Source organism: Streptomyces sp. NPDC051211, assembly GCF_040689505.1.
In the GTDB taxonomy this organism is placed as follows: domain Bacteria; phylum Actinomycetota; class Actinomycetes; order Streptomycetales; family Streptomycetaceae; genus Streptomyces.
This window is the reverse complement of record NZ_JBFBAV010000020.1, coordinates 90,526-113,240: the sequence shown is the minus strand read 5'-3', so window position 1 is coordinate 113,240 and position 22,715 is coordinate 90,526. Positions and strand designations below refer to the sequence as shown.

19 protein-coding genes, 3 tRNA genes and 2 pseudogenes are annotated in these 22,715 nt (G+C 72.5%); 11 read left to right on the top strand and 13 right to left on the bottom strand.

Going from position 1 to position 22,715, the window contains the following annotated elements; translation table 11 throughout:
* Positions 1–7 precede the first annotated feature (7 nt).
* Positions 8–787, top strand: coding sequence for a TSUP family transporter (locus tag AB0447_RS20990; RefSeq protein WP_366478192.1), 780 nt, complete (start codon positions 8–10; stop codon positions 785–787).
* Here the strand turns inward: AB0447_RS20990 and AB0447_RS20985 are convergent.
* Positions 759–1,454 (bottom strand): class F sortase, encoded by a 696-nt coding sequence (locus AB0447_RS20985; RefSeq protein WP_366478191.1) that lies wholly within the window; start codon positions 1,452–1,454, stop codon positions 759–761. The genes AB0447_RS20990 and AB0447_RS20985 overlap by 29 nt on opposite strands.
* Before the next feature lie 123 nt (positions 1,455–1,577).
* Positions 1,578–2,147, bottom strand: a complete 570-nt coding sequence (locus AB0447_RS20980) for a hypothetical protein (protein ID WP_366478190.1) — start codon at positions 2,145–2,147, stop codon at positions 1,578–1,580.
* 332 nt (positions 2,148–2,479) lie between these two features.
* Here AB0447_RS20980 and cutA point away from each other — a divergent pair, with 332 nt between their 5' ends.
* Positions 2,480–2,788 (top strand): divalent-cation tolerance protein CutA, encoded by a 309-nt coding sequence (gene cutA, locus AB0447_RS20975; protein WP_366478212.1) that lies wholly within the window; start codon positions 2,480–2,482, stop codon positions 2,786–2,788.
* The gene (locus AB0447_RS20970) at positions 2,785–3,201 is read left to right on the top strand and encodes a gamma-glutamylcyclotransferase family protein (protein WP_366478189.1); all 417 of its coding nucleotides are present in this window, start codon (positions 2,785–2,787) and stop codon (positions 3,199–3,201) included. Before cutA ends, AB0447_RS20970 begins: the two co-directional genes overlap by 4 nt.
* Before the next feature lie 28 nt (positions 3,202–3,229).
* Here AB0447_RS20970 and dnaG read toward each other — a convergent pair whose 3' ends face one another.
* From dnaG to AB0447_RS20950, 4 genes and pseudogenes are all read right to left on the bottom strand, one after another.
* Positions 3,230–5,134: a DNA primase gene (gene dnaG / locus AB0447_RS20965; protein ID WP_366478188.1), complete on the bottom strand. Its 1,905-nt coding sequence runs from the start codon at positions 5,132–5,134 to the stop codon at positions 3,230–3,232.
* 34 nt (positions 5,135–5,168) lie between these two features.
* Positions 5,169–6,452: an FAD-dependent oxidoreductase gene (locus AB0447_RS20960; RefSeq protein ID WP_366478187.1), complete on the bottom strand. Its 1,284-nt coding sequence runs from the start codon at positions 6,450–6,452 to the stop codon at positions 5,169–5,171.
* A 93-nt stretch (positions 6,453–6,545) separates the two neighbouring features.
* Positions 6,546–7,850, bottom strand: coding sequence for a deoxyguanosinetriphosphate triphosphohydrolase (locus AB0447_RS20955; protein ID WP_366478186.1), 1,305 nt, complete (start codon positions 7,848–7,850; stop codon positions 6,546–6,548).
* 36 nt (positions 7,851–7,886) lie between these two features.
* Positions 7,887–8,779, bottom strand: a pseudogene (locus AB0447_RS20950) (sirohydrochlorin chelatase).
* 240 nt (positions 8,780–9,019) lie between these two features.
* Between AB0447_RS20950 and AB0447_RS20945 the strand changes: the two are divergent.
* From AB0447_RS20945 to AB0447_RS20930, 4 genes are all read left to right on the top strand, one after another.
* Entirely contained in the window at positions 9,020–9,691 is a 672-nt protein-coding gene (locus AB0447_RS20945; RefSeq protein WP_366478185.1) for an ElyC/SanA/YdcF family protein, read from the top strand.
* A 66-nt stretch (positions 9,692–9,757) separates the two neighbouring features.
* Positions 9,758–10,534: a glucose 1-dehydrogenase gene (locus AB0447_RS20940; RefSeq protein ID WP_366478211.1), complete on the top strand. Its 777-nt coding sequence runs from the start codon at positions 9,758–9,760 to the stop codon at positions 10,532–10,534.
* 67 nt (positions 10,535–10,601) lie between these two features.
* Positions 10,602–12,674 (top strand): molybdopterin oxidoreductase family protein, encoded by a 2,073-nt coding sequence (locus tag AB0447_RS20935; protein WP_366478184.1) that lies wholly within the window; start codon positions 10,602–10,604, stop codon positions 12,672–12,674.
* A 299-nt stretch (positions 12,675–12,973) separates the two neighbouring features.
* Entirely contained in the window at positions 12,974–14,050 is a 1,077-nt protein-coding gene (locus tag AB0447_RS20930) for an RNA polymerase sigma factor (protein WP_366478183.1), read from the top strand.
* Positions 14,051–14,088: 38 nt separating this feature from the next.
* Here the strand turns inward: AB0447_RS20930 and AB0447_RS20925 are convergent, their stop codons facing one another.
* The 4 genes from AB0447_RS20925 to AB0447_RS20910 form a co-directional block, all read right to left on the bottom strand.
* On the bottom strand, positions 14,089–16,014 hold the full coding sequence (locus AB0447_RS20925; RefSeq protein WP_366478182.1) for an ABC transporter ATP-binding protein: 1,926 nt from the start codon (positions 16,012–16,014) through the stop codon (positions 14,089–14,091).
* The gene (locus AB0447_RS20920; RefSeq protein WP_366478181.1) at positions 16,011–17,744 is read right to left on the bottom strand and encodes an ABC transporter ATP-binding protein; all 1,734 of its coding nucleotides are present in this window, start codon (positions 17,742–17,744) and stop codon (positions 16,011–16,013) included. Before AB0447_RS20920 ends, AB0447_RS20925 begins: the two co-directional genes overlap by 4 nt.
* 151 nt (positions 17,745–17,895) lie before the next feature.
* Entirely contained in the window at positions 17,896–19,350 is a 1,455-nt protein-coding gene (locus AB0447_RS20915; RefSeq protein ID WP_366478180.1) for an FGGY family carbohydrate kinase, read from the bottom strand.
* Between the two features lie 39 nt (positions 19,351–19,389).
* Complete coding sequence (locus tag AB0447_RS20910) at positions 19,390–19,689, bottom strand: YtxH domain-containing protein (RefSeq protein ID WP_366478179.1); 300 nt, start codon at positions 19,687–19,689, stop codon at positions 19,390–19,392.
* A gap of 146 nt (positions 19,690–19,835) precedes the next feature.
* Here AB0447_RS20910 and AB0447_RS20905 point away from each other — a divergent pair.
* From AB0447_RS20905 to AB0447_RS20895, 3 genes are all read left to right on the top strand, one after another.
* Positions 19,836–19,908 (top strand) — tRNA-Asn (locus tag AB0447_RS20905).
* Between the two features lie 5 nt (positions 19,909–19,913).
* Positions 19,914–19,986, top strand: a tRNA-Asn gene (locus AB0447_RS20900).
* A 197-nt stretch (positions 19,987–20,183) separates the two neighbouring features.
* A tRNA-Ile gene (locus AB0447_RS20895) sits at positions 20,184–20,257 on the top strand.
* A gap of 172 nt (positions 20,258–20,429) precedes the next feature.
* On the opposite strand, the pseudogene AB0447_RS20890 reads toward AB0447_RS20895, so the two are convergent.
* A pseudogene (locus tag AB0447_RS20890) lies at positions 20,430–20,615 on the bottom strand (site-specific integrase); the annotation flags it as partial.
* A 197-nt stretch (positions 20,616–20,812) separates the two neighbouring features.
* On the bottom strand, positions 20,813–21,187 hold the full coding sequence (locus AB0447_RS20885) for a hypothetical protein (RefSeq protein WP_366478178.1): 375 nt from the start codon (positions 21,185–21,187) through the stop codon (positions 20,813–20,815).
* Here AB0447_RS20885 and AB0447_RS20880 point away from each other — a divergent pair.
* Positions 21,174–21,755, top strand: coding sequence for a L,D-transpeptidase family protein (locus tag AB0447_RS20880; RefSeq protein WP_366478177.1), 582 nt, complete (start codon positions 21,174–21,176; stop codon positions 21,753–21,755). The genes AB0447_RS20885 and AB0447_RS20880 overlap by 14 nt on opposite strands.
* A gap of 412 nt (positions 21,756–22,167) precedes the next feature.
* Here AB0447_RS20880 and AB0447_RS20875 read toward each other — a convergent pair whose 3' ends face one another.
* Entirely contained in the window at positions 22,168–22,644 is a 477-nt protein-coding gene (locus AB0447_RS20875; protein WP_366478176.1) for a hypothetical protein, read from the bottom strand.
* Positions 22,645–22,715: the final 71 nt, after the last annotated feature.

Genomic DNA, 22,715 nt, shown 5'->3' with positions numbered 1-22,715 from the left:
CGTCCCCGTGCCTGACATATCCCTGACGATGATCATCGTGCTGTGCCTGGCCGCCGCGGCGGCGGGCTGGATCGACGCGGTGGTGGGCGGCGGCGGCCTGTTGCTGCTACCCGCCCTGCTGCTGGGCCTCCCCTCCCAGGTCCCGCTCACCCACGCGCTCGGGACCAACAAGGCGGTGGCGATCGTCGGCACCACCGGCGCGGCCGTGACCTTCGCGCGCAAGGCCCCGGTGGACGTGAAGGTGGCCTCCCGGATCGGCCTGGCCGCGATGGCGGGCGCGGCCGGCGGCGCCCTGCTGGCGGGGGCTTTCCAGAAGGAGACCATGACCCCGGTGATCATGGTGGTGCTGCTGCTGGTGGCCGCCTTCGTGATCTTCCGGCCCTCGTTCGGGGCGGCCCCCGTCGACGGGCCCGTCACCCGGCAGCGGATCCTCGCCGCGATCCTCCTCGCGGGGGTCGGCATCGGCTTCTACGACGGCCTGATCGGGCCCGGCACCGGCACCTTCCTGGTGCTCGCCCTCACCGGACTCCTCCGCCTGGACCTGCTGACCGCCTCCGCCACCGCCAAGATCGTGAACGTGGGGACCAACGGCGGCGCCCTCCTCGTGTTCGCCTCCCAGGGTGCGGTGATGTGGCGGCTCGCCGCACTGATGGCGGCCTTCAACCTGCTCGGCGGCATGGCCGGCGCCCGGCTGGCCATCAAGAAGGGCAGCGGGTTCGTGCGCATGGTGCTGCTCACCGTGGTCTGCGCGCTGGTGGTCAAGCTCGGCCTGGAGCAGTGGGCTTGACGGGTTTCTTCGCATACGTGCCGGTCAGGTGCGCGAAGACCACCACATTGCCCCGGTAGCCGGTGCGGGGGGAGAAGCCGCCGCCACAGGTGATCACCCGGAGCTCGGCCCGCGGTGCCGGCCCGTACACCCGGTCGTCGGGGAACGCCTCGGCGTCGTACACCTCGACCGCGTGCACGGTGAACACGGCGGTACGGCCGTCCGCGCGCTGCACCTCGATCGCCGCCCCGCGGCGCAGCGCGCCCAGGCGGTAGAAGACCGCCGGCCCGCTCGCGTGGTCCACATGGCCCGCGATGACGGCGGTGCCGGCCGCGCCGGGAGGCGTCCCGTCGCGGTACCAGCCGGCCAGCTCGCGGCGGGCCGGAGGCGGGGGCCGGAGACTGCCGTCGCGCCCCAGGCCGAGGCCGGTCAGCGGCGCATCCACGCGGATGGACGGGATCCGGATCCGGGTGGGCGGGGAGCCGGGCAGCGGCGCGAGCGCCCCGGGGTGGGCGGCGGCCGGGCCGGTCGGGGTGCCCAGGGCCTCGGCGGGGGAGGGCTGCGGCGGCCGGACCTGCTCGGCGGAGCCGCTGGTGACCAGCCAGATGCCGATGCAGGCGGCGAGGGCGAGGAGTCCGGCACGGCCGGCCGTTCGGGTGTCGCCTCCGCTTCGGGTGTCGCCTCCCATGGATGGCCCCTCGGTGTGACGGTGACTGGCCGTCGCCCACCCCGCGAACGGGGGGGACCTCGCGGGGCGGGCGACGGGGGGCGGTACCGGTCGGACCGCGGCCGGGGCCGCGGTGGGCGCCCGTCAGCCCTGCGTGCCGCTCGCCCGGCGACGCAGGAGCCAGGTACCGCCGACGGCGGCCGCGGCCAGCACAGCCGCTCCCGCCGTGATCTTGGTGGGGTCGGCGGTGGTGGTCGTACCGCCGCCGACACCGGTGCGGACGTGGCCCTGCGGGCCGGTCCGCTCGGTGACGGCCAGATCGCCGGTGGCGAACTTGCCGTTGGCGCAGGTCGCGCCGATGGAGTAGGTGCCGGGGCGGATGTCGTGGGCGACCTGGAACTGCCCCACGACCACCTCCTTGTGCGTGCTCGGCACCAGCCGGAACCGGCCCCCGCCGACCGTGGTGGCATCGCCGTCGGCGTGGCTTCCGGAGCCGCAGGCGGTGGTGTTCACGGTGACTGTGGTGCCGGGCGCGGCGGACTTCGGCCAGACCTCCAGCGGAGCGAAGTCCCCGGCGGCCAGCGGCCCGCCCAGGGGTCCGTCCAGCGGCCCGCCCAGCGGTCCGGCCAGCGCGAGCGCACCTGCGACCGGCCCGGTGAACGCGGCGGCGGTCAGGGTGGAGGCGGTGAGCAGATGGGCGGTGCGTCGGCGCATGGGGGTTCCTCGCTCCTCGTGACGCGGGGTCGTGCCACGAGCTAATCCCGGCGGCGGCGGTGGCGCCTGCTGATGCGCCGTCACATCCGCCCCCGGGCACCGCCCTCCACCACCCGTTCCCCCAGGTCAGCCCGCTCCTGCCCGACGGCCGGGCCCCCCACGCCGTCCGGGTGACCCGGCTGTGCCGTTGCGTGGACCACCCGGCCCCGCCGGCGTCCGGGGTGGAGCCCGAGTGGCCGGGGGCGAGAATCTCCTTACCGTTCCATCCGAGGGAGGACCCTGTGACACCGGTCGATCGGCCAGTACCGGACCCGTCGCCGCAATCCACGGTCATCACCGTGCTGACCACCGTGGACTCCGCGGACGCCGCAGCCGCCCTCGCCCGCGACGCCGTGGAATCACGGTCGGCGGCCTGCGCCCAGGTTTCCGGCCCGGTGACCTCCGTGTACCGGTGGAAGGGCGAGATCGAGACCGCCCAGGAGTGGCAGGTTCTCCTCAAGACCACCGCCGGGGCCTACCCCGCCCTGGAAGCCCGGCTGCGGGCCGGCCACCCGTACGACACCCCGGAGATCATCGCCACCCCGGTGACGCACGGCAGCGCGGACTACCTCGCCTGGGTCGCGGCGGAGGTCGCACCGTGACCGAGCTGCCCTTCTTCGTGTACGGCACCCTGCGCCCGGGCGAGTACAACCACGACCTCTTCCTGCGCGGCCGCACCGCCGCGGAGGAACCCGCCCGGCTCCCGGACGCCCTGCTCTACGAGGGCCCGGGCTACCCGTACGCCGTGCACCACCCCGGTACCTCCGTCACCGGCTGGCTGATCACCGCGGCACCCGGCGCGTACGAGGAGCTGCTCGCCGACCTGGACCGGCTGGAGGAGTACCACGGTCCCGGCCGCCCCCGGAACGTCTACGACCGGGTGCCCCGGGACGCCCACCGCCACGACGGCACCCCGGTCCGCGCCTGGGTCTACCTGGCGGCCCCGCCGGTGGCCCGCCGCCTCGCGGAGACCGGCACCGCGATACCGGGCGGCGACTGGCTCCACCGCACCTGAACCGGCACCCCCTCCGGCCCGGCGGGGACTACAGCCCCGCCGCGCCCTGGGCGCGCAGGCGCAGACCGTACTGGCGGAGCACCCACAGCTCCTGGTTCACCGCCTGGTGCTGCTCCGCCTGGGTCTGCGGGTTCAGCCGGGCGATCGAGCTGTTGAGCTCGTTGACCCGCCGCTCGACGGCCCGGAGCCGCACCGCGACCAGCTGCTCGCCGGCGTACACCTCGTCCACCGACTTGGTGAGGACCGCCTCCACCGCCAGCTCGGTGACCATCGCCCGGACCGTGTCGTTCGGCGCCGCCTCGCGGACCCGCGCCAGATAGCCCTCGCCGGCCTGCGCCGCGCCGCCCGCGTCCTGGACGGCCTGCCGGACCGCCGCGTACGGCGGGGCCGTGAACTCGTCCACCCCGTACGCGTCGAAGGCCGGGGAGACCAGCTCCGGCCGCTGCAGCGCCAGCTTCAGCAGCTCCCGCTCGGTGCGGTGCGCCGGGCTGCGCAGGTTCAGCGCCGGGCCCGGCGCGGCGGCCCGGTCGGCGGCCGGCGCAGCCTCGTACGCCTGCCCGCGCTGCTGCTGCTGCCGCGGCGGCTGTCCGCCGCGCTCCCGCGCCCAACGGGCCAGCTGCGCCACCCGCTTGACCACGAACTGCTCGTCGCGCACGCCCAGCATGCCCGCCAGCTGCACCGCCGACTCGTGCTGGATCGCGATGTTCTTGATGTTGGCGACCACCGGAGCCGCCTCGTCCAGCGCGGCCGCCCGGCCGGCCGGGTGCTCCAGGTTGTGCCGGGCCACGATGTGCCGCAGCGCGAACTCGAACAGCGGCGTCCGCGAGTCCACCAGCGCGGCCACCGCCGCGTCCCCCTCCGCCAGCCGCAGCTCGCAGGGGTCCATGCCGCCCGGGGTGATCGCGATGGAGGTCTCCGCCGCGAACTTCTGGTCGTCCTCGAAGGCCCGCAGCGCGGCCTTCTGGCCCGCCGCGTCACCGTCGAAGGTGAAGATCACCTCGGCGGTGGCGTTGTCCATCAACAGCCGCCGAAGGATCTTGATGTGGTCACCGCCGAAGGCCGTGCCACAGGTCGCGATCGCCGTCGTCACCCCCGCCAGATGGCAGGCCATCACATCCGTGTAGCCCTCGACGACCACCGCCCGCGAGGTCTTCGCGATCTCCTTCTTCGCCAGGTCGATGCCGTACAGCACCTGGGACTTCTTGTAGATCGCCGTCTCGGGCGTGTTCAGGTACTTCGGCCCGTTGTCGTCGTCCCGCAGCTTGCGCGCGCCGAAGCCCACCACCTCGCCGGTGATGTCGCGGATCGGCCACATCAGCCGGCCGCGGAACCGGTCGATCGGCTTCCCGCTGCGGCTGTCCTGGGCCAGCCCGGACAGGATCAGCTCCTTGTCGCTGAAGCCCCGCCCGCGCAGGAACCGGGTCAGGTGGTCCCAGCCCGCCGGGCTGTACCCCACCCCGAAGTGGGCGGCCGCGGCCTGGTCGAAGCCGCGCTCGGCCAGGAACTTGCGGCCGATCTCCGCCTCGGGGGACTCCAGCTGGCCGATGTAGAACTCGGCGGCCGCCTTGTGCGCCTCGACCAGCCGGATCCGCTCGCCGCGGCCGCTGGTCCCGGCGGTGTACCCGCCCTCCTCGTACCGGAGGGTGATGCCGGCCTGCCCGGCCAGCCGCTCCACCGCCTCCGAGAAGGACAGGTGGTCGATCTTCATGATGAAGTCGAGGGTGTCCCCGCCCGCCTGGCAGCCGAAGCAGTGGTAGAGCCCCTTGCTGGGGCTGACCTGGAAGGACGGGGACTTCTCGTCATGGAACGGGCAGAGGCCCTTGAGGTTGCCGCCGCCGGCATTGCGCAGCTGGAGGTACTCGGAAACGACGGCGTCGATCGGGACCGCGTCCCGGACCGCCTTCACATCGTCGTCATTGATCCTGCCTGCCACGCGTGAATTCTACGGCCGGGCCACGACAAACCCGTCAGGCGCCCTCCGCCCCCGCGGCGGGCACCAGCGAGGCCAGCGGAACCGACGGATCGGCCAGCGCCTCCCGGTCCACCGGCGCCGCCGACCGGATCAGCGCCTGGACGGTCTCGTTGACGTCCCACACGTTCACGTTCATGCCCGCCAGCACCCGGCCCTCGGACAGCCAGAAGGCGATGAACTCCCGCTTCCCCGCGTCACCGCGGATCACCACCTGGTCGTACGCGCCCGGCGGGGCGTACCCCGAGTACTCCATGCCGAGGTCGTACTGGTCCGAGAAGAAGTACGGCACCCGGTCGTAGCTGACCTCCTGGCCCAGCATGGCCCGGGCCGCGGCCGGGCCCCCGTTGAGCGCGTTCGCCCAGTGCTCGACCCGCAGCCGGGTGCCGAGCAGCGGATGGTGGGCGGCCGCCACATCGCCCACCGCGTAGATGTCCGGGTCGGAGGTGCGCAGCGAGGCGTCCACCGCGATGCCGCCGCCGTGCGCCCGGTCGACCAGGGCGAGCCCGGAGGTCTCGGCGAGCGCGGTGCGCGGGGCCGCGCCGATCGCGGCGAGCACCGCGTGCGCCGGGTGCTCCTCGCCGTCGTCGGTGCGGGCGGCCAGCACCATGCCGTCCTGCCCGGTGATCTCCGTCAGCCGGGCCCCGAAATGGAAGCGGACCCCGTGCTCGGTGTGCAGATCGGCGAAGATCCGGCCGAGCTCCGGGCCGAGCACCGCGTACAGCGGGGTGGCCTCCGGCTCGATCACGGTCACCTCGGCGCCGTAGCCGCGGGCCGCGGCCGCGACCTCCAGGCCGATCCAGCCGGCCCCCGCGATCAGCAGGTGCCCGTTGTCCCGGCCGAGGGTGGCCAGCACCCCGCGCAGCCGCTCCGCGTGCGCGAGCCGGCGCAGGTGGTGCACCCCGGCCAGCCCGGTGCCGGGAATGTCCAGCCGGCGCGGTTCCGCCCCGGTGGCCAGCAGCAGCTTGTCGTAGTGCAGTGCCGTGCCGTCGCCGAGGACCACCTTCTTGGCCTCGCGGTCCAGCTGCACGGCCGGCTGGCCCAGGTGCAGCTCGACATCGGCACGCGCGTACCAGCCGGGTTCGTGGACGAAGACGCTCTCGCGCTCCTCCTTGCCCTGGAGGTACCCCTTCGACAGCGGCGGGCGTTCATAGGGGTGGTCGCGCTCGTCGCCGATCAGGATCACCCGGCCGGTGAACCCCTCCGACCTCAGTGCTTCCGCCGCTTTGGCCCCGGCCAGACCCCCGCCGACGATGACGAATGTCCGGTGTGCGTCGACCACCTGATGCCTCCTCATAACCTCTGCTTCACATGCGACCACATGCGAGCGTCCCGCACCGAGCCTGCCGCGTGAAGGGGACGTGGCCCGATCGGCTCACCCGTAAGGGGGGCGCGAGCGGGTGGTGAGACGGGTGTGCAGCGAGCGCGCCGAGGCGTCGGTGAGCGAGGCGATCTGGTCGATGACCGCGCGCTTCCTCGCCCGGTCGTCGGGCGCGGCGTCGAACAGCGCGCGGAACTGGGGGTCGAGACCCTCGGGCGCGCGGGCACTGAGCGCCTCGGCCAGTTCGGCCAGGACGATGCGCTGACCGGCCCGGACCCGCTCCTGCTCCTCGCGCTGCATCACGTACAGATCGGCGACGGCCTTCAGTACGGCGCACTCGTTGCGGGTCTCCCGGGGGACCACCAGTTCGGCGGCGTACCGGGTCAGCCGGCCGGTGCCGTAGGCCTCCCGGGTCGCGCCCTCGGCGGCCAGGCAGAACCGGCCGATCAGCTGGCTGGTGGCGTCCTTCAGGCGGGCCTGGGCGACGGCCGAGCCGTCGTACCCGTGCGGCCACCAGTCCTCCTCCAGCAGCCGGTCGAGGGCCTCGCGCAGCTCTTCCGGGTCGGTTCCGGCCGGCACGTACCGGCCGATCGCCACCCGCCAGATGGCGCTCCGCTCCGGTTCGGCGAACAGCAGGTTGGGGTCGATGTGCCCGGCGTGCAGGCCGTCCTCGAAGTCGTGGACGGAGTACGCCACATCGTCCGCCCAGTCCATCACCTGCGCCTCGAAGCACTTGCGGTCGGCGGGCGCGCCGCGCCGCAGCCACTGGAAGACGGGCAGGTCGTCGTCGTACGCGCCGAACTTGACCGAGTCCGGGTCGGTGGGGTGGCCGCCGCGCGCCCAGGGGTACTTGGTGGCCGCGTCGAGGCTGGCGCGGGTCAGGTTGAGGCCGACGCTCATCGGCTCGCCGGTCGCGGGATCCTTCACGAACCGCTTGGGTTCCAGGCGGGTGAGCAGGCGCAGCGACTGGGCGTTGCCCTCGAACCCGCCGCAGTCCTTGGCGAAGTCGTTGAGCACCTCCTCGCCGTTGTGGCCGAACGGCGGGTGGCCCATGTCGTGCGAGAGGCAGGCGGTCTCGACGAGGTCGGGGTCGCAGCCGAGGGCCGCGCCGAGCTCCCGCCCGACCTGGGCGCATTCGAGGGAGTGCGTCAGCCGGGTGCGGGGGCTGGCGTCCCAGTCGTAGGAGCGGGTGCCGGGGGTGACCACCTGGGTCTTCCCGGCCAGCCGGCGGAGCGCGCCGGAGTGCAGCACCCGGGCCCGGTCGCGCTGGAAGGCTGTCCGCCCCGGGCGTTTGTCGGGCTCGGTGGCCCAGCGCTCGGTGTCGGACGGATCGTACGGGTCGTGCACGGTGCCTTCCATGCAATGACGTTAACCGGAAGGACCGACAAACCGGGATCAGGCGGTGACGAGTTCCCGTCCGGCCGGGCCGGCGGCCGGGCGGGTGCGGGCGGTCGCGCGGTCGTAGCGGTGCAGCAGCAGCCGGGCGAGGGCGGGATGGTCGCCGAGCGGTTCGGCGGCCGGGCCGGGCGCGGCCCCGGCGGCCTGGGAGGCGAACCGGCCGGGCGCGGTGAAGCAGGAGGCGACGGCGACGCGGTGGCCGCGGGCGGCGAGGGTGCGTACGGCCTCGCGTACGGCGGGCCGGGCGGCCGAGGCGTACGCGGGGACGACGGGTACCCCGCCGAGGCGTTCGGCCAGCAGGGCCGCGATCCGGCGGGTGCAGGCGGCCGAGTCGGGGTCGCGGGACCCGGCGGCGGCGAGGACCACCGCGGTGCCGGGCGTCCAGCCGGCGTCGAGCAGTCGGTCCTGGAGGGCCTCGACGAGCAGGGGGTGCGGGCCGAGCGGTGCGGCGACGGCGGTGCGCAGGTGGGCGGCGCGGGCGGCGGCCTCGGGGAGGTCGCGCTTGACGTGGTGCCCGGGGGCGAGGAGCAGCGGCACCAGCACGGCCTCGCCCCGCAGCTCCCGCAGGGTGTCGTCGAGCAGGGGCGCGTTCAGCTCGATGTGGCCGAGCCGGACGTCGAGGCGGGGGCGGAGCTCGCGGACGCGGTCCAGGAGGGCGGTCACGGTGTCGAGGGCGCGCGGGTCACGGCTGCCGTGGGCGACGGCGACGAGGGTGGGCATGCGAGGGCTCCGTTCAGCCGGGATCCGGGCGGACGCAGGCTGCTGAGCTGGGTGCCGAGTTGGGCGGTGATACGGCTCAGCAGCTCGGCCGCACTGCCGAAGGGGAGGGACAGGTGGCTCGGGAGGGCGGAAAGGGCGGGGGACTCGGGAGGGTGCACCGGCTCCGTCATGCACCGATCCTGGCGGGCCCAGGTTGCCGGGCCGTTGCGCAGGGGTGACGGGTGTTTTCCGGTTGCTCACTCGGTCATTCGTACGAGTGAAAGGGGAGGGGGGTGGAACTGGGGGCCGGGCCCCGATCGTCCGATCTTGTGCAGGGCCGGAGCCGGAGCCGGAGGCCGGACAAGGGCAAGGCCGGATCCAGGACAGGCCGGGACGGGAACAGGGCGGGAACCGAGGTGCGGGGGGCGGTCATGGGGATGGGCTGGATCAGGACGGTGGCGGGGCGGCGCAGGGCCGTCCAGGCGGTGGTGCTGGGGTGCGCGCTGGCGCTGCTGCCCTCGGCGTGGACGCACGCGGTGGCCGAGGACCGGCTGCACACCACGGCGGACGTGCCCGCCACCGATGTGGCGGTGGTGTTCGGGGCGGGGCTGCTGGGCGAGCGGCCCACCCCGTACCTGGCCCGCCGGCTGGACGCGGCCGCCGAGCTGTACCGGACCGGCCGGGTCAAGGTCGTGCTGGTCACCGGCGACAACAGCCGCGCGGAGTACGACGAGCCGGACGCCATGCGGACCTATCTGACCGGGCGGGGCGTGCCCGACGGGAAGATCGTCAGCGATTTCGCCGGCTTCGACACGTGGGACTCCTGCGTCCGGGCCCGGGAGATATTCGGCGTCGGCCGGGCCGTGCTGATCAGCCAGGGCTTCCACATACGCCGGGCGGTCGCGCTGTGCCGGGCCGCGGGCATCGACTCGTACGGGGTCGGCGTCTCCGACGTACACGACGCGACCTGGTACTACGGCGGGGCCCGGGAGATCCTCGCGGCGGGCAAGGCGGCCCTGGACGCCTCGCTCAAACCGGAACCGACCTTCCTCGGGCCGAAGGAGCACGGGGTGACGCGGGCCCTGGGGTCTCTGGCAGACTGACGCCGAATATGACGGATAGTCATATCGTCTTGTTCCGTCGGGTGTCAGAGGTGGGGAGCCGTGGCTGTGGTGGATCTGAGCGGCAAGGTCGTCGTCATCACCGGTGGGGCACGCGGCCTCGGCGCGGCGGCCGCGCGCACCGTCGTGGACGGAGGCGGCAAGGTGCTCATCACCGACGTGCTGGAGGAGGAGGGCACCGCCACGGCGGCCGGGCTCGGCGAATCCGCCCGCTTCCTGAAGCACGACGTCACCAGCGAGACCGAGTGGCAGGCCGCCCTCGACCACGCGGTGGCGGAGTTCGGCCGGATCGACGGCCTGGTCAACAATGCGGGCATAGCCACCGGCCAGTTCCTGGAGCACGAGAGCATCGAGCACTTCCGCCGGGTCGTCGAGATCAACCTGGTCGGCGTGTTCATCGGTATCAAGACCGCCATCCCGCTGCTGCGGGCGGGCGGCGGCGGCTCGATCGTCAACATCTCCTCCGCGGCCGGCCTGACCGGCCTCGCCCTCACCGCCGGGTACGGCGCCTCCAAGTGGGGTGTCCGCGGCCTGTCGAAGATCGGCGCGGTGGAGCTCGCCGAGGCGAAGATCCGCGTCAACTCGGTGCACCCCGGCATGACCCTGACCCCGATGACCGCCCCCGTCGGCATCCAGGCCGGTGAGGGCAACTACCCCGGTGCCCCGATGGGCCGGGTCGGCGTCCCCGAGGAGATCGCCGCGGCCGTCGCCTTCCTCCTCTCCGACGCCTCCGGCTACATGACCGGCGCCGAGCTCGCCGTCGACGGCGGCTGGACGGCCGGGCTCACGGTCCGCCACCTCACCGGCGGGGAGACCGCGCGCTGAGGCGGAGCACCCGCCGTGTTTACGCGGCGCGCGGACCCGCGTAACACCCGTGGCACACGCTGGGCGCATGCACACCACCGCCACCCACTGCCCGTACTGCGCACTCCAGTGCGGGATGAACCTGCGGCCCGCCACCGGCGAGACGCCGGTCGAGGTGGTGGAACGCGAGGACTTCCCGGTCAACCGGGGAGCACTGTGCGGCAAGGGCCGCACCGCCCCCGCCCTGCTCTCCTCCCGGGTCCGCCTGACCGAGCCGCTCGTCCGCACCCACGCCACCGGGCGGCTCGAACCGGCCACCTGGGAGGAGGCCCTCGACGCCGTCGCCGAGGGCCTCACCCGCACCCGCCGCACCCACGGGCCCGACGCCGTCGGCGTGTTCGGGGGCGGCGGCCTCACCAACGAGAAGGCCTACGCGCTGGGCAAGTTCGCTCGGGTCGCCCTCGGCACCTCGCAGATCGACTACAACGGCCGCTTCTGCATGTCCTCGGCCGCCGCCGCCCACCAGCGCGCCTTCGGCCTCGACCGCGGCCTGCCCTTCCCCCTCGAGGACATCCCGCGCACCGGCTGCGTCATCCTGGTCGGCTCCAACCTCGCCGAAACCATGCCGCCCGCCCTCCGCTACCTCACCGAGCTGAAGGAGAACGGCGGCACCCTGATCGTCATCGATCCCCGCCGTACCCGCACCGCCGCCCAGGCAGACCTCCACCTCGCCCCCCGCCCCGGCACCGACCTGGCCCTCGCCCTCGGCCTGCTCCACCTGGTCGTCGCCGAAGGCCGCACCGACGAGGAGTTCATCGCCACGCGCACCACCGGCTGGCCGGAGGTCCGGGCAGCCGCCATGGCCCACTGGCCCGAACACGTCGAACGCATCACCGGCGTCCCGGTCCCGCGCCTGCGGCAGGCGGTCGAGATGTTCTGCACCCCCGACAGCGGCATGGTCCTCACCGCCCGCGGCCCGGAACAGCAGTCCAAAGGCACCGACACGGTCTCCGCGTGGATCAACCTCTGCCTGGCCACCGGCCGGGCCGGCCGCCCCCACTCCGGCTACGGCTGCCTCACCGGCCAGGGCAACGGCCAAGGCGGCCGCGAACACGGCCAGAAGGCCGACCAGCTCCCCGGCTACCGCAAGCTCACCGACCCGGCCGCCCGCGCCCACGTCGCAGCCGTCTGGGGCGTCGACCCCGACTCGCTCCCCGGCCCCGGCCGCAGCGCGTACGAACTCCTCGACGCACTCGGCGGGGACGTCCGCGCACTTCTCCTCATGGGCTCCAACCCGGTCGTCTCGGCGCCGCACGCCTCCCGCATCGAGGACCGCATCCGCTCCCTCGACTTCCTGGCCGTCGCCGACGTCGTCCTCTCCGAGACCGCGGCCCTCGCCGACGTCGTCCTCCCGGTCACCCAGTGGGCGGAGGAAACCGGCACCACCACCAACCTGGAAGGCCGGGTGCTGCTCCGCCGCCAGGCCCTGACCCCGCCCCCCGGCGTCCGCAGCGACCTGCAGGTCCTGCACGGCCTGGCCGCCCGGCTCGGCGTGGACAAGGGCTTCCCCGAGGCCCCGGAGGAGGTCTTCGAGGAACTCCGCCGGGCCTCCGCCGGCGGCCCCGCCGACTACTCGGGCATCTCCTACGGCGCCATCGAGGAACACCAGGGCATCTTCTGGCCCTGCCCCGACGGCACCCCGGCACCGGGCACCCGCCGCCTCTTCCTCGACCGCTTCGCCACGGACGACGGCCGCGCCCGCTTCATCCCCGTCTCGCACCGGGAATCCGCCGAACTCCCGGACGCGGACTACCCGCTCCTGCTCACCACCGGCCGGGTGGTCTCCCAGTACCAGTCCGGCGCCCAGACCCGCCGCGTGGACGAACTCAACGCCGCCGCCCCCGGCGCCTTCGTGGAACTCCACCCCCGCCTCGCCGCCCGCCTCGGCGCGGCCGAAGGCAGCCCCCTGGCCGTCACCTCCCGCCGCGGCCGCGCGGTGGCCCCGGCCCGCATCACGGACACGATCCGCCCGGACACCGTCTTCATGCCCTTCCACTGGCCCGGCGCCGCCCGCGCCAACACCCTCACCAACCCGGCCCTGGACCCGATCTCCCGCATGCCGGAATTCAAGACCTGCGCGGTCCGCGTGGAGTTGGCCTAGCCAGGAGCCCGGCCGGCCCGGCGAAGGCGGGACCCGCCCGGGAGCGGAGCGCGGCCGGTTCAGCAGCGGTGCCGCAGTGCTCCCGCAGTGCTCCCGCAGTGGACCGTCACACGGGTTTCGCACACCGGCTTGATGCAGTCAGACGTGTGTGCGAGACGCATCGGAGTTGCAGTCGGCGGGTAACCATCCGGTCACGCACCGGACTCAGAAAGTGCTCGCACGCCCCTCGTGGCGGCGATGTGCCGTACCCCACACTGAGTCGAGGTGCCTGAGTCCTCGGAGCCCTGGAGGTCGCCCCCGTGCAGACCCAGACCCTGACCGATACCGCAGAGCACACAGATGCCGTCGATGAGCCCGAGGTCGAGGCCGTGGATGACGACGAGCCGGAGCCGCTGGAGACGCTGGAGCTGATCGAGCGGGTGCCCGAGCCGCGGCGGCGGGCCGAGAGCGGCGGCGGGGGCGGGGGGCCCTCCGCCGACCTGTTCCGGCAGTACCTGCGCGAGATAGGCAGGATCCCGCTGCTCACCGCGGCGGAGGAAGTGGAGCTGGCCCGCCGGGTCGAGGCCGGACTCTTCGCCGAGGAGAAGCTCAGGCGCACCCCCGACCTCGACTCGCAGCTCGCCGTGGACCTCGACAAGCTCGTCGTCATGGGGCGGATGGCCAAGCGCCGGCTCATAGAGGCCAACCTGAGACTGGTCGTCTCGGTGGCCAAGCGGTACGTGGGGCGCGGCCTGACCATGCTCGACCTCGTGCAGGAGGGGAACCTCGGGCTCATCCGGGCCGTCGAGAAGTTCGACTACGCGCGCGGCTACAAGTTCTCGACCTACGCCACCTGGTGGATCCGGCAGGCCATGTCCCGCGCCCTCGCGGACCAGGCACGCACCATCCGGGTGCCCGTCCACGTCGTCGAGCTCATCAACCGGGTGGTCCGGGTCCAGCGCCGCATGCTGCAGGAACGCGGGTACGAGCCCACCGCCGAAGAGGTCGCCCTGCACCTGGAACTGACGCCCGAACGGGTCAGCGAGGTGCTCCGGCTCGCCCAGGAACCGGTCTCGCTGCACGCGCCCGTCGGCGAGGAGGACGACGTGGCCCTCGGCGACCTCATCGAAGACGGCGACGCCGCCTCCCCCGTCGAATCCGCCGCGTTCTTCCTGCTCAGAGAGCACCTCGAGGCCGTCCTGTCGACGCTCGGCGAACGCGAGCGCAAGGTCGTCCAGCTGCGGTACGGACTCGCCGACGGGCGGCCGCGCACCCTGGAGGAGATCGGGCGGATCTTCGGCGTGACCCGCGAGCGGATCCGCCAGATCGAGTCCAAGACCCTCAACAAGCTGCGCGACCACGCCTTCGCCGAGCAGCTCCGGGGCTATCTGGACTGAGCCGGGGCGCCCGCCGGGGGCGCCCCCACCCGCCCGTCTCAGTCGACCTCGGCGACCGCCTGCGCGAACTGCGCCGCGTACAGCCGCGCGTACGCGCCACCGGACGCCAGCAGCTCCTCGTGGCTGCCCTGCTCCACGATCGAGCCGTTCTCCATCACCAGGATCACGTCAGCATCGCGGATCGTGGACAGCCGGTGCGCGATCACGAACGAGGTGCGGCCGTGCGACAGCCGCGCCATCGCCTTCTGGATGAGCACCTCGGTACGGGTGTCCACCGAGCTCGTCGCCTCGTCCAGCACCAGGATCACCGGATCCGACAGGAACGCCCGCGCGATCGTGATCAGCTGCTTCTCGCCCGCGCTGACGCCCGCGCCCTCGTCGTCCAGCACCGTGTCGTAGCCGTCCGGCAGGGTGCGGACGAACCGGTCCGCGTGCGCCGCCCGCGCCGCCGCCTCGATCTCCGCCCGGGTGACCTCGCGCGAAGCCCCGTACGCGATGTTCTCCGCGATGGTGCCGCCGAACAGCCAGGTGTCCTGAAGCACCATGCCGATCGCCCCGCGCAGCTCCTCCCGGGTCATCTTCGCGATGTCCACCCCGTCCAGAGCGATCCGGCCGCCCGTCACCTCGTAGAACCGCATCAGCAGATTCACCAGCGTGGTCTTCCCGGCGCCGGTCGGGCCGACGATCGCGACCGTCTGACCCGGTTCGACGGCCAGCGACAGGTTCTCGATCAGCGGCCGGTCCGGCTCGTAGCGGAAGGCCACCTTGTCCAGGGTCACCTGCCCGCGGATCTCCTCCGGCCGCTCCGGAACCTCCACGTCCGGCTCCTGCTCCGCCGCGTCCAGCAGCTCGTACACCCGCTCCGCCGAGGCAACCCCCGACTGCACCAGGTTCGCCATCGACGCGACCTGCGTCAGCGGCATAGAGAACTGCCGCGAGTACTGGATGAAGGCCTGGACGTCACCGATCGACAGGGTTCCCGAAGCCACCCGGAGCCCGCCGACCACGGCCACCAGCACGTAGTTGATGTTCGAGACGAACAGCATCACCGGCTGCATCAGGCCGCTGACGAACTGCGCCTTGAAACTCGCCCGGTACAGGGCCTCGTTCTGCTCGGCGAAGGCGTCCGCGGACTCCTGCTGCCGGCCGAACACCTTCACCAGGGCGTGCCCCGAGTACATCTCCTCGACATGGGCGTTCAGCGTGCCGGTGGTCTTCCACTGCGCGACGAAGTGCGGCTGCGACTTCTTGCCGATCTTCGCGGCGATCGCGATGGACACCGGCACGGTCACCAGCGCCACCAGCGCCAGCAGCGGCGAGATCCAGAACATCATCGCCAGCACGCCGACGATGGTCAGGAGGGAGTTCATCAGCTGGCCCATGGTCTGCTGCAGGGTCTGGCCGATGTTGTCGATGTCGTTGGTCGCCCGGCTCAGCACCTCGCCGCGCTTCTGCTGGTCGAAGTACGACAGCGGCAGCCGCGAGAGCTTCGCCTGGAGCTCCTCGCGCATCCGGTACACGGTGCCGTTCATCACGTGGTTCGACAGCCGGGTCGCCACCAGCATCAGCAGGCCGGCCAGCGCGAACACCACCAGCGCCCAGACCGCCACCGCGCCGACCGCGCCGAAGTCGATGCCCTCGCCCGGGGTGAAGTCGGTGCCCGACAGCATGTCCGCCGTGCCGCCGCGGCCCTCCGCCCGCAGCCCGTCCAGCGCCTGCTCCTTGGTGAGCCCGGCCGGCATCTCCCGGCCCACGATCCCCGCGAAGACCAGGTCGGTGGCCTCGCCGAGGATCTTCGGGCCTATCACCGTCATGGCGACGCTGCCGACCACCGCCAGCACCATGCCCCACAACTTGGCCCGGTCCTTGGCGATCTGCCGCAGCAGTCGCTTCCCCGAGTTCTTGAAGTCCAGGGCACCCTGGCCCGACGACCCCGTCATCATCCGTCCGCCGGGCCCGCTCATGCGGCTTCCGCCTCCGTCAGCTGGGAGAGCACGATCTCCCGGTAGGTCTCGTTGCCGGCCATCAGCTCGTGGTGCCGGCCGACGCCCACGACCTGGCCCTCGTCCAGGACCACGATCCGGTCGGCATCACGGATGGTCGACACCCGCTGGGCGACGATCACCACGGTCGCGTCCTCGGTCTCCCGGGCCAGCGCGGCACGCAGCGCCGCGTCCGTCGCGTAGTCGAGGGCCGAGAAGGAGTCGTCGAACAGGTAGATCTCCGGCCGCTGCACCAGGGTGCGGGCGATGGCGAGCCGCTGCCGCTGCCCGCCGGAGACATTGGTTCCGCCCTGGGTGACGGGTGCGTCCAGACCGCCTTCCAGCGCCTCGACGAACTCCTTCGCCTGGGCCACCTCCAGCGCCTGCCACAGCTCCCCGTCGGTCGCGTCCGGCCGCCCGTACCGCAGGTTGGAGGCGATGGTGCCGGAGAACAGGTACGGCTTCTGCGGGACCATGCCCACCGTCCGCGCCAGCAGCGACGGATCGATCCGCCGTACGTCCTCCCCGTCGACCAGCACCTCGCCGCCGGTCGCGTCGAACAGCCGGGGCACCAGCCCCAGCAGCGTCGACTTGCCGCTTCCGGTGGACCCGATCACCGCGGTGGTCTCGCCGGGCCGGGCCACCAGGTCGACCCCGCGCAGCACCGGGGCCTCGGCACCCGGATAGCGGAAGTCGGCGCCGCGCAGTTCCAGCTGCCCGCGCCGGACGAGCGTACGCACCGGGTCGGCGGGCGGGACCACGCTGGAGGAGGTGTCGAGCACCTCCTGGATGCGCTCCGCACACACCTCGGCGCGCGGCACCATCATGAACATGAAGGTGGCGATCATCACGGCCATGACGATCTGCAGCAGATAGGCCAGGAAGGCCGTCAGCTGTCCGATCTCCATGCCCCCGCTGTCGATCCGCATCGCCCCGAACCACACCACGGCCACACTGGACACGTTGATCACCACGATCACCGTCGGGAACATCAGCGCCAGCCAGCGGCCGGACGCCAGCGAGACGTCGGTGAGCTCCGCATTGGCCTGCCGGAAGCGGTCCTTCTCGTACGCGTCGCGCACGAACGCGCGGATCACCCGGTTGCCGGTGATCTGCTCCCGCAGCACCCGGTTCACCGTGTCCAGCCGCTCCTGCATCTGCCGGAACAGCGGGCGCGTCTTCATCACGATCGCGCCGACCGAGATGCCGAGCACCGGAACCACCGCGATCAGCACGCTCGACAGCTTCACGTCGAGGGAGAGCGCCATCACGATGCCGCCGACGCACATGATCGGCGCCGACACCATCAGGGTGAACGCCATCAGCACCAGCATCTGCACCTGCTGCACGTCATTGGTGCTGCGCGTGATCAGCGAGGGGGCCCCGAACTGTCCCAGCTCCCGGGCGGAGAAGCTCTGCACGCGGTCGAACACGGCCGCGCGGACGTCCCGGCCGAGCGCCGCCGCGGTCCGCGCGCCGTAGTAGACGGAGCCGAGGTTGCACACCAGCTGCGCCAGCGACACCGCCAGCATCAGGGCGCCGAAGCCCAGGATGTAGCCGGTGTCGCCGTTCACGACACCGTTGTCGATGATGTCGGCGTTCAGCGTGGGCAGGTAGAGGCTGGCGCTGGTCTGGAGCAGCTGGAGCAGCACCAGCAGGCCGATGGGTTTCCGGTACGGACCGAGGTACGTCCGCAGAAGTCGTATGAGCACGCGCAGGCTCCGGGTCGGCAAGATCGGGGGTCACCCCATCTTCGGCCAAGAGGTGTCCCGGTCCCCACCGTTTTTCGCAAACGCGGTCCAAAAGGTGGATCGTCCCTACGCTTCCGGGCCTCCTCCTCAGGGACGCCGGCCCGGGACGTGTCTAGGCGAACGCCCCCGGGTGCACCGACTCGCGGGTCGCCGCGTACTGCTGCCGCACCGCCTGCCAGGCCGGCAGCAGCTCCTCGTCCACCTCGATCACCTGCGCCGCCGCCGCGGGCCACACCGGCGGGGTGTGCGGGGCCAGCGTGCCCTGCGCCACCCCCAGCGCCCACGCCGCCTGCCGGGCCGCGCCCAGCGCCGCGTAGTCCGCCGGCTGCGGCACCACGATCTGCGTGCCGAACAGCCCCGGGGCCGCGGCCTGTACGGCGGGCAGCTCGGCCACCGCGCCCAGCAGGAACACCCGCCGGATCTCGACCCCGCGGGTGCGCAGCACGTCCAGCGCGTCCACCAGCCCGCACAGCATGCCCTCGAAGGCGGCCTGCGCCAGGTGCTCCGGCTTCATCGAGTCCCGGCGCAGCCCGGACAGGGTGCCGGCGGTGTGCGGCAGGTTCGGGGTCCGCTCGCCCTCCAGGTAGGGGAGGAGTACGAGGCCGTGGGCGCCCGGAGTGGACTTCAGGGCGAGCTCGCTCAGCCCCTCCAGATCGGTGCCCAGCAGGTCGGCGGTGCCGCGCAGGGCCCGTACCGCGTTGGAGGTGTTCACCACCGGCAGGTGCATGCCGGCCGCGTCGGCCAGCGAGGTGATCAGCCCGCCCGGCTCGGACAGCGCCTCGTGGTGCACGGCCATCACCGACCCGGAGGCTCCCAGGGAGACCGCGGCATCGCCCGGCCCCAGGCCCAGCCCCAGCGCGGCGGCCATGGTCTCGCCGGTCCCGGCGGAGATCAGCAGCCCCTCCGGGGTGGTGCCGGCGGCATCGGCCGGGCCGAGCACCTCCGGCAGCATCGCCCGGTGCCCGAGGGCGAGCTCGACCAGGTCGGGCCGGTAGGAGCCGGTGGCCGCCGACCAGTAGCCGGTGCCGGAGGCCCCGCCGCGGTCGGTGGTGCGCCGGGCCGGCCGGCCCAGCAGCTGCCAGACCAGCCAGTCGTGCGGCTGCATCAGCGCGGCGACACGGCGGGCCGCGTCGGGTTCGTTGCGGGCCAGCCAGGCGAGCTTCGCGACGGGCTGCGCGTACTGCGGGACGGACCCCACCGCCTCCACCCAGCCGGCCCGGCCGCCGAACCGCTCGACCAGGTCCGCCGCGGCGACCTGGGCGCGCTTGTCGTTGCCGACCAGGGCCGGCCGGACCAGCGCGCCCTGCGCGTCCAACGGCAGCAGCCCGTGGCCCTGCGCGGAGACGCCGATGGCCTGGACCCCTTCGAGGAGCCCGCCGCCGGCCGCCTCGCCGAGCGAGAGCAGCCAGGCCTGCGGGTCGATCTCGTACGGGCCCGTGCCCTGGGAGTCGTCTGCGGGCTGTGGATGGGGTGCGTACCCCTGGCGGATCACCGCACCGGTGTCCGTGTCGCAGACGACGATGCGAGTGAAGGCGGAAGAGCTGTCCAGCCCGGCGACTATCCCCATGCGGAGAATTCTGCCGCACCCGGCAGACGCCCAGGTGTCTCAGGTGTTGCTGGTTCCCCAATCGTCCTCGGACCCCTGCCGCCGCTCGCGCAGCGACCGCACCCGCTGGGCCACCGAATCCGGCACCGCGTCCCCGACCCGGTCGCCCACCACGGTGAGGGCCCGGCCCGCGAACTGCCGCCCGCTCTGCCCCGCCTGCTCCGCCGCGTTGCGCACCACGGGGTTCTGCGCCAGCTCCCGTGCGGACTTCTTGAGCTGCTCGTACCGCTCCCGCCCGGCCCGCGTCCCCAGGACGTACCCGAGGGCGAGTCCGACGACGAACGTGACCTTGTACCGCATGGCTGCCACCCTTCGTTGAGTCGGTGCCCGGCCGGCTGGGATACCGATTGGCGGAGCACCCCCCTGCTTGCGCTAATCTATGTCTCGCAGCGGGCAACCGCCCCCCGGCAAGGCCGGAGGAGCGTCTGTTCGGTGCAACGCAGCAATCCCCTGTAGCTCAATTGGCAGAGCAGCCGGCTGTTAACCGGCAGGTTACTGGTTCGAGTCCAGTCGGGGGAGCGCGATCCCCTGTAGCTCAATTGGCAGAGCATTCGGCTGTTAACCGGAGGGTTGCTGGTTCGAGTCCAGCCGGGGGAGCGATGAAGAAGAGGACCCCGTGTGGGTCCTCTTCTCGTTTCCGCTCATTTTTTCTGCCCGGCCCGGAACCGGGCAGCCCTCAGCGCGGTCTCTCTGGGCAGACGAAGCCGATCATGCGGGGCATCCGGAGCAGGAGATCGTATGAGCGGCTATGCTGCGGCAGACGGCGCGCACACATGTACGCGCCACGCCGTGGAGGGGCGGTAGCTCAGCCGGTTAGAGCAGCGGACTCATAATCCGTCGGCCGTGGGTTCGAGTCCCACCCGCCCCACTGCAGAGCTGGTCAGCAGAAACGTTTTGATCAGCGGACTTGGTGCCCCGCCCGGGCTTCCTGGGCTGGGGCACCCCGTCGTTTCGGGCCTCGTGCGGGAGCGATGCGTGAGCGCCGGTATCCGAGCCGGCCGCCTGCCACGCTCGCGGCAGGACGCGTGCAGCCCTTCCGTCGCGGCCCTGTCCACCTCGGGCAGGAGGCTCGTGTACGTGTCTAAGGTGAGCGTGATCGTGGAGTGCCGCAAGGTCTCCTTGGTCGTGTGAAGGTCACCGCCACCGGCATGCGTGAGGGTCGCTGCGACGTGGCGTAGATCACGCAGGCTGATCGGCGGCAGATCGGTCGTCGCCAGGATCCGCCGTGGAGTCCGCCGCGGGTTACGCCTTGACGGTGGTGACGAAGGTTGCCCAGCCGGCCGTGAGCACCACGAGGTCGGTGGGGGCGCCGACGGCCGTGTCCGTAATGTCTGTCGCCTGGTATCGGTGGCTGTGGAACCTGTATAACCGGCCGCCTTGATGCGTGGCGGTGTGTGCCGCGCTGTTCCGACGAACCGAGGAATCACTTCGTGCTGCGCTCTTCCTGTAGGTACGCGTCTGTGCTGGCTGTCATCGGGGCGACGGCTCTCGTGTCGGCCTGTGGCGGCCAGAAGGAGCCCGCCGGTTCCGCGGCCTCCGTCGCGCCCGGCGCCGACCTGAGCGGCCAAGAGGCCAAGGGCAGCTCCGCGTCGGCGAGCCCGTCCGCCTCCGCCTCCCCCTCCGCCTCCGCGTCACCGTCCGCATCCAAGTCCCCGTCCGCCTCCGCCGAGCCGTCCGGCAGCGCGGCCCCGAAGACGAAGCCCGCAGGCGCCACGGCCGGCGGCGGGACGGTCGGCGGGTCGGGGGAGCTGACGTCCGAGCCCGCCGCGGCGCCGGACTTTCCCGTGCCTGTGAACATCGGCAATGCCACGCAGGTCATCACGGTCAAGGCCAGCGGCTCGTACGCCACCGTCACCGCATGGCAGAAGGACTCCTCCGGCTGGAAGGCGCAGTTCTCCACGAGCGCCGGACGCGTGGGCTCCAACGGTGTCGTAAACGGCGCGACCCGCAGGCAGAGCACGTACACCACGCCTTCGGGCACGTACACGATCACCGAGGGCTTCGGTGTCGAGTCCAGCGGGACCGCCATGCCGTACACCAAGGTCGACGACCGCCACTGGTGGGTGCAGGACCCGGAGTCGAAGTTCTACAACCAGATGCACACGGCGGAGGGCGCGGACTTCCCGCTCACCGAGTCCGGCGAGCGCGGCAGCGAGCACCTGATCAACTACCCGACGCAGTACGCCAAGGCGCTCGTCATCAACTTCAACCGGTGGCCCGCCGTACCCGGCCGCGGTGCCGGGATCTTCCTGCACGTCAACGGCAACGGCGCGACGGCCGGCTGTGTGTCTGTGCCGCGGGCGACGATGGACCGGTTCATGGGCTGGGTCAAGCCGTCGGCGAACCCGCGGATCGCGATCGGCTGAGCCGGGTCGGAGCTCTCGAAGTCGTCGGACGGCCTCTCCTTGCCTGTATCGCCGTTGCCCTCCGACCGGCCCCTGCCGGTCGGCCCCTGCCGGTCGGCTTCACGGGCTACGCACCTGGCAGGGCCGTCGACGGCAGGACCGACGCCCGCCGGAGCAGCGACCGGAGCGACGACCAGTGGCTCGGCGTCGACCTTGGGCTCAGCACGTGGCCGAGCCCATCACCCTCGACCGGGAGCGTGCCCAGGGGAGGGTGTACCGGATCGAGGTCTCCATCGACGGCGTGGACCGGCTGTCCGTCTGGTCCTCGACTGCTGAATTGGTCCATCGGCCTTCCGTCGCGTCCGAGCCCGCGGACTCGGACCGGTCGGTGGACGGAGCGGCTCCTCGGTGGAGGCTGCGGCAGGGGGCTGCGTCACACCTCGCCGTCGCCGGGGGGCAGTTCGCCGGTGCATGTGGCGCGCCCGAATTCGCCCATGGCGGTGGCGCGCTGGACGTGTTTGCCGCGGATCGCGAGTGTGCAGGACGCCTGTCCGCCCTTCCCGTCGAGGATGATGGCGATCGTCGGGGCCTTGCCGAGGGGCACCTGAACCGACTTCTTCCAGGGAAGCGTGACGGCCTTCTCGACCGTGGCCGTGCCGGATTCGCTGCGCGCGAGGTAGGAGATCTCGGCGGTGCCCGTGCCCGTGACCTCGTACGTCACCTCGGCCGTCGGCACGGCGCGCGGCTTCGGCTGTTCGTCGATGTTGAGGATGCTGTAGCCGACGAGCCCGAAGCAGGCGAGCAGGGCGACGCCGGCGATCAGCAACCCACGCCGGACCGGGGAGCCCTCGGTGCTCTCGTGTTCGTTCTCCTCCCGGACGGCGTTTTCCTCGAGTTCACTGGATGACATGGAAGAGCCCGGCTTTCGGTGAGCTAATAGATGAACCGGGTGGTTATACACCATGCCGCCGACCAAACGCG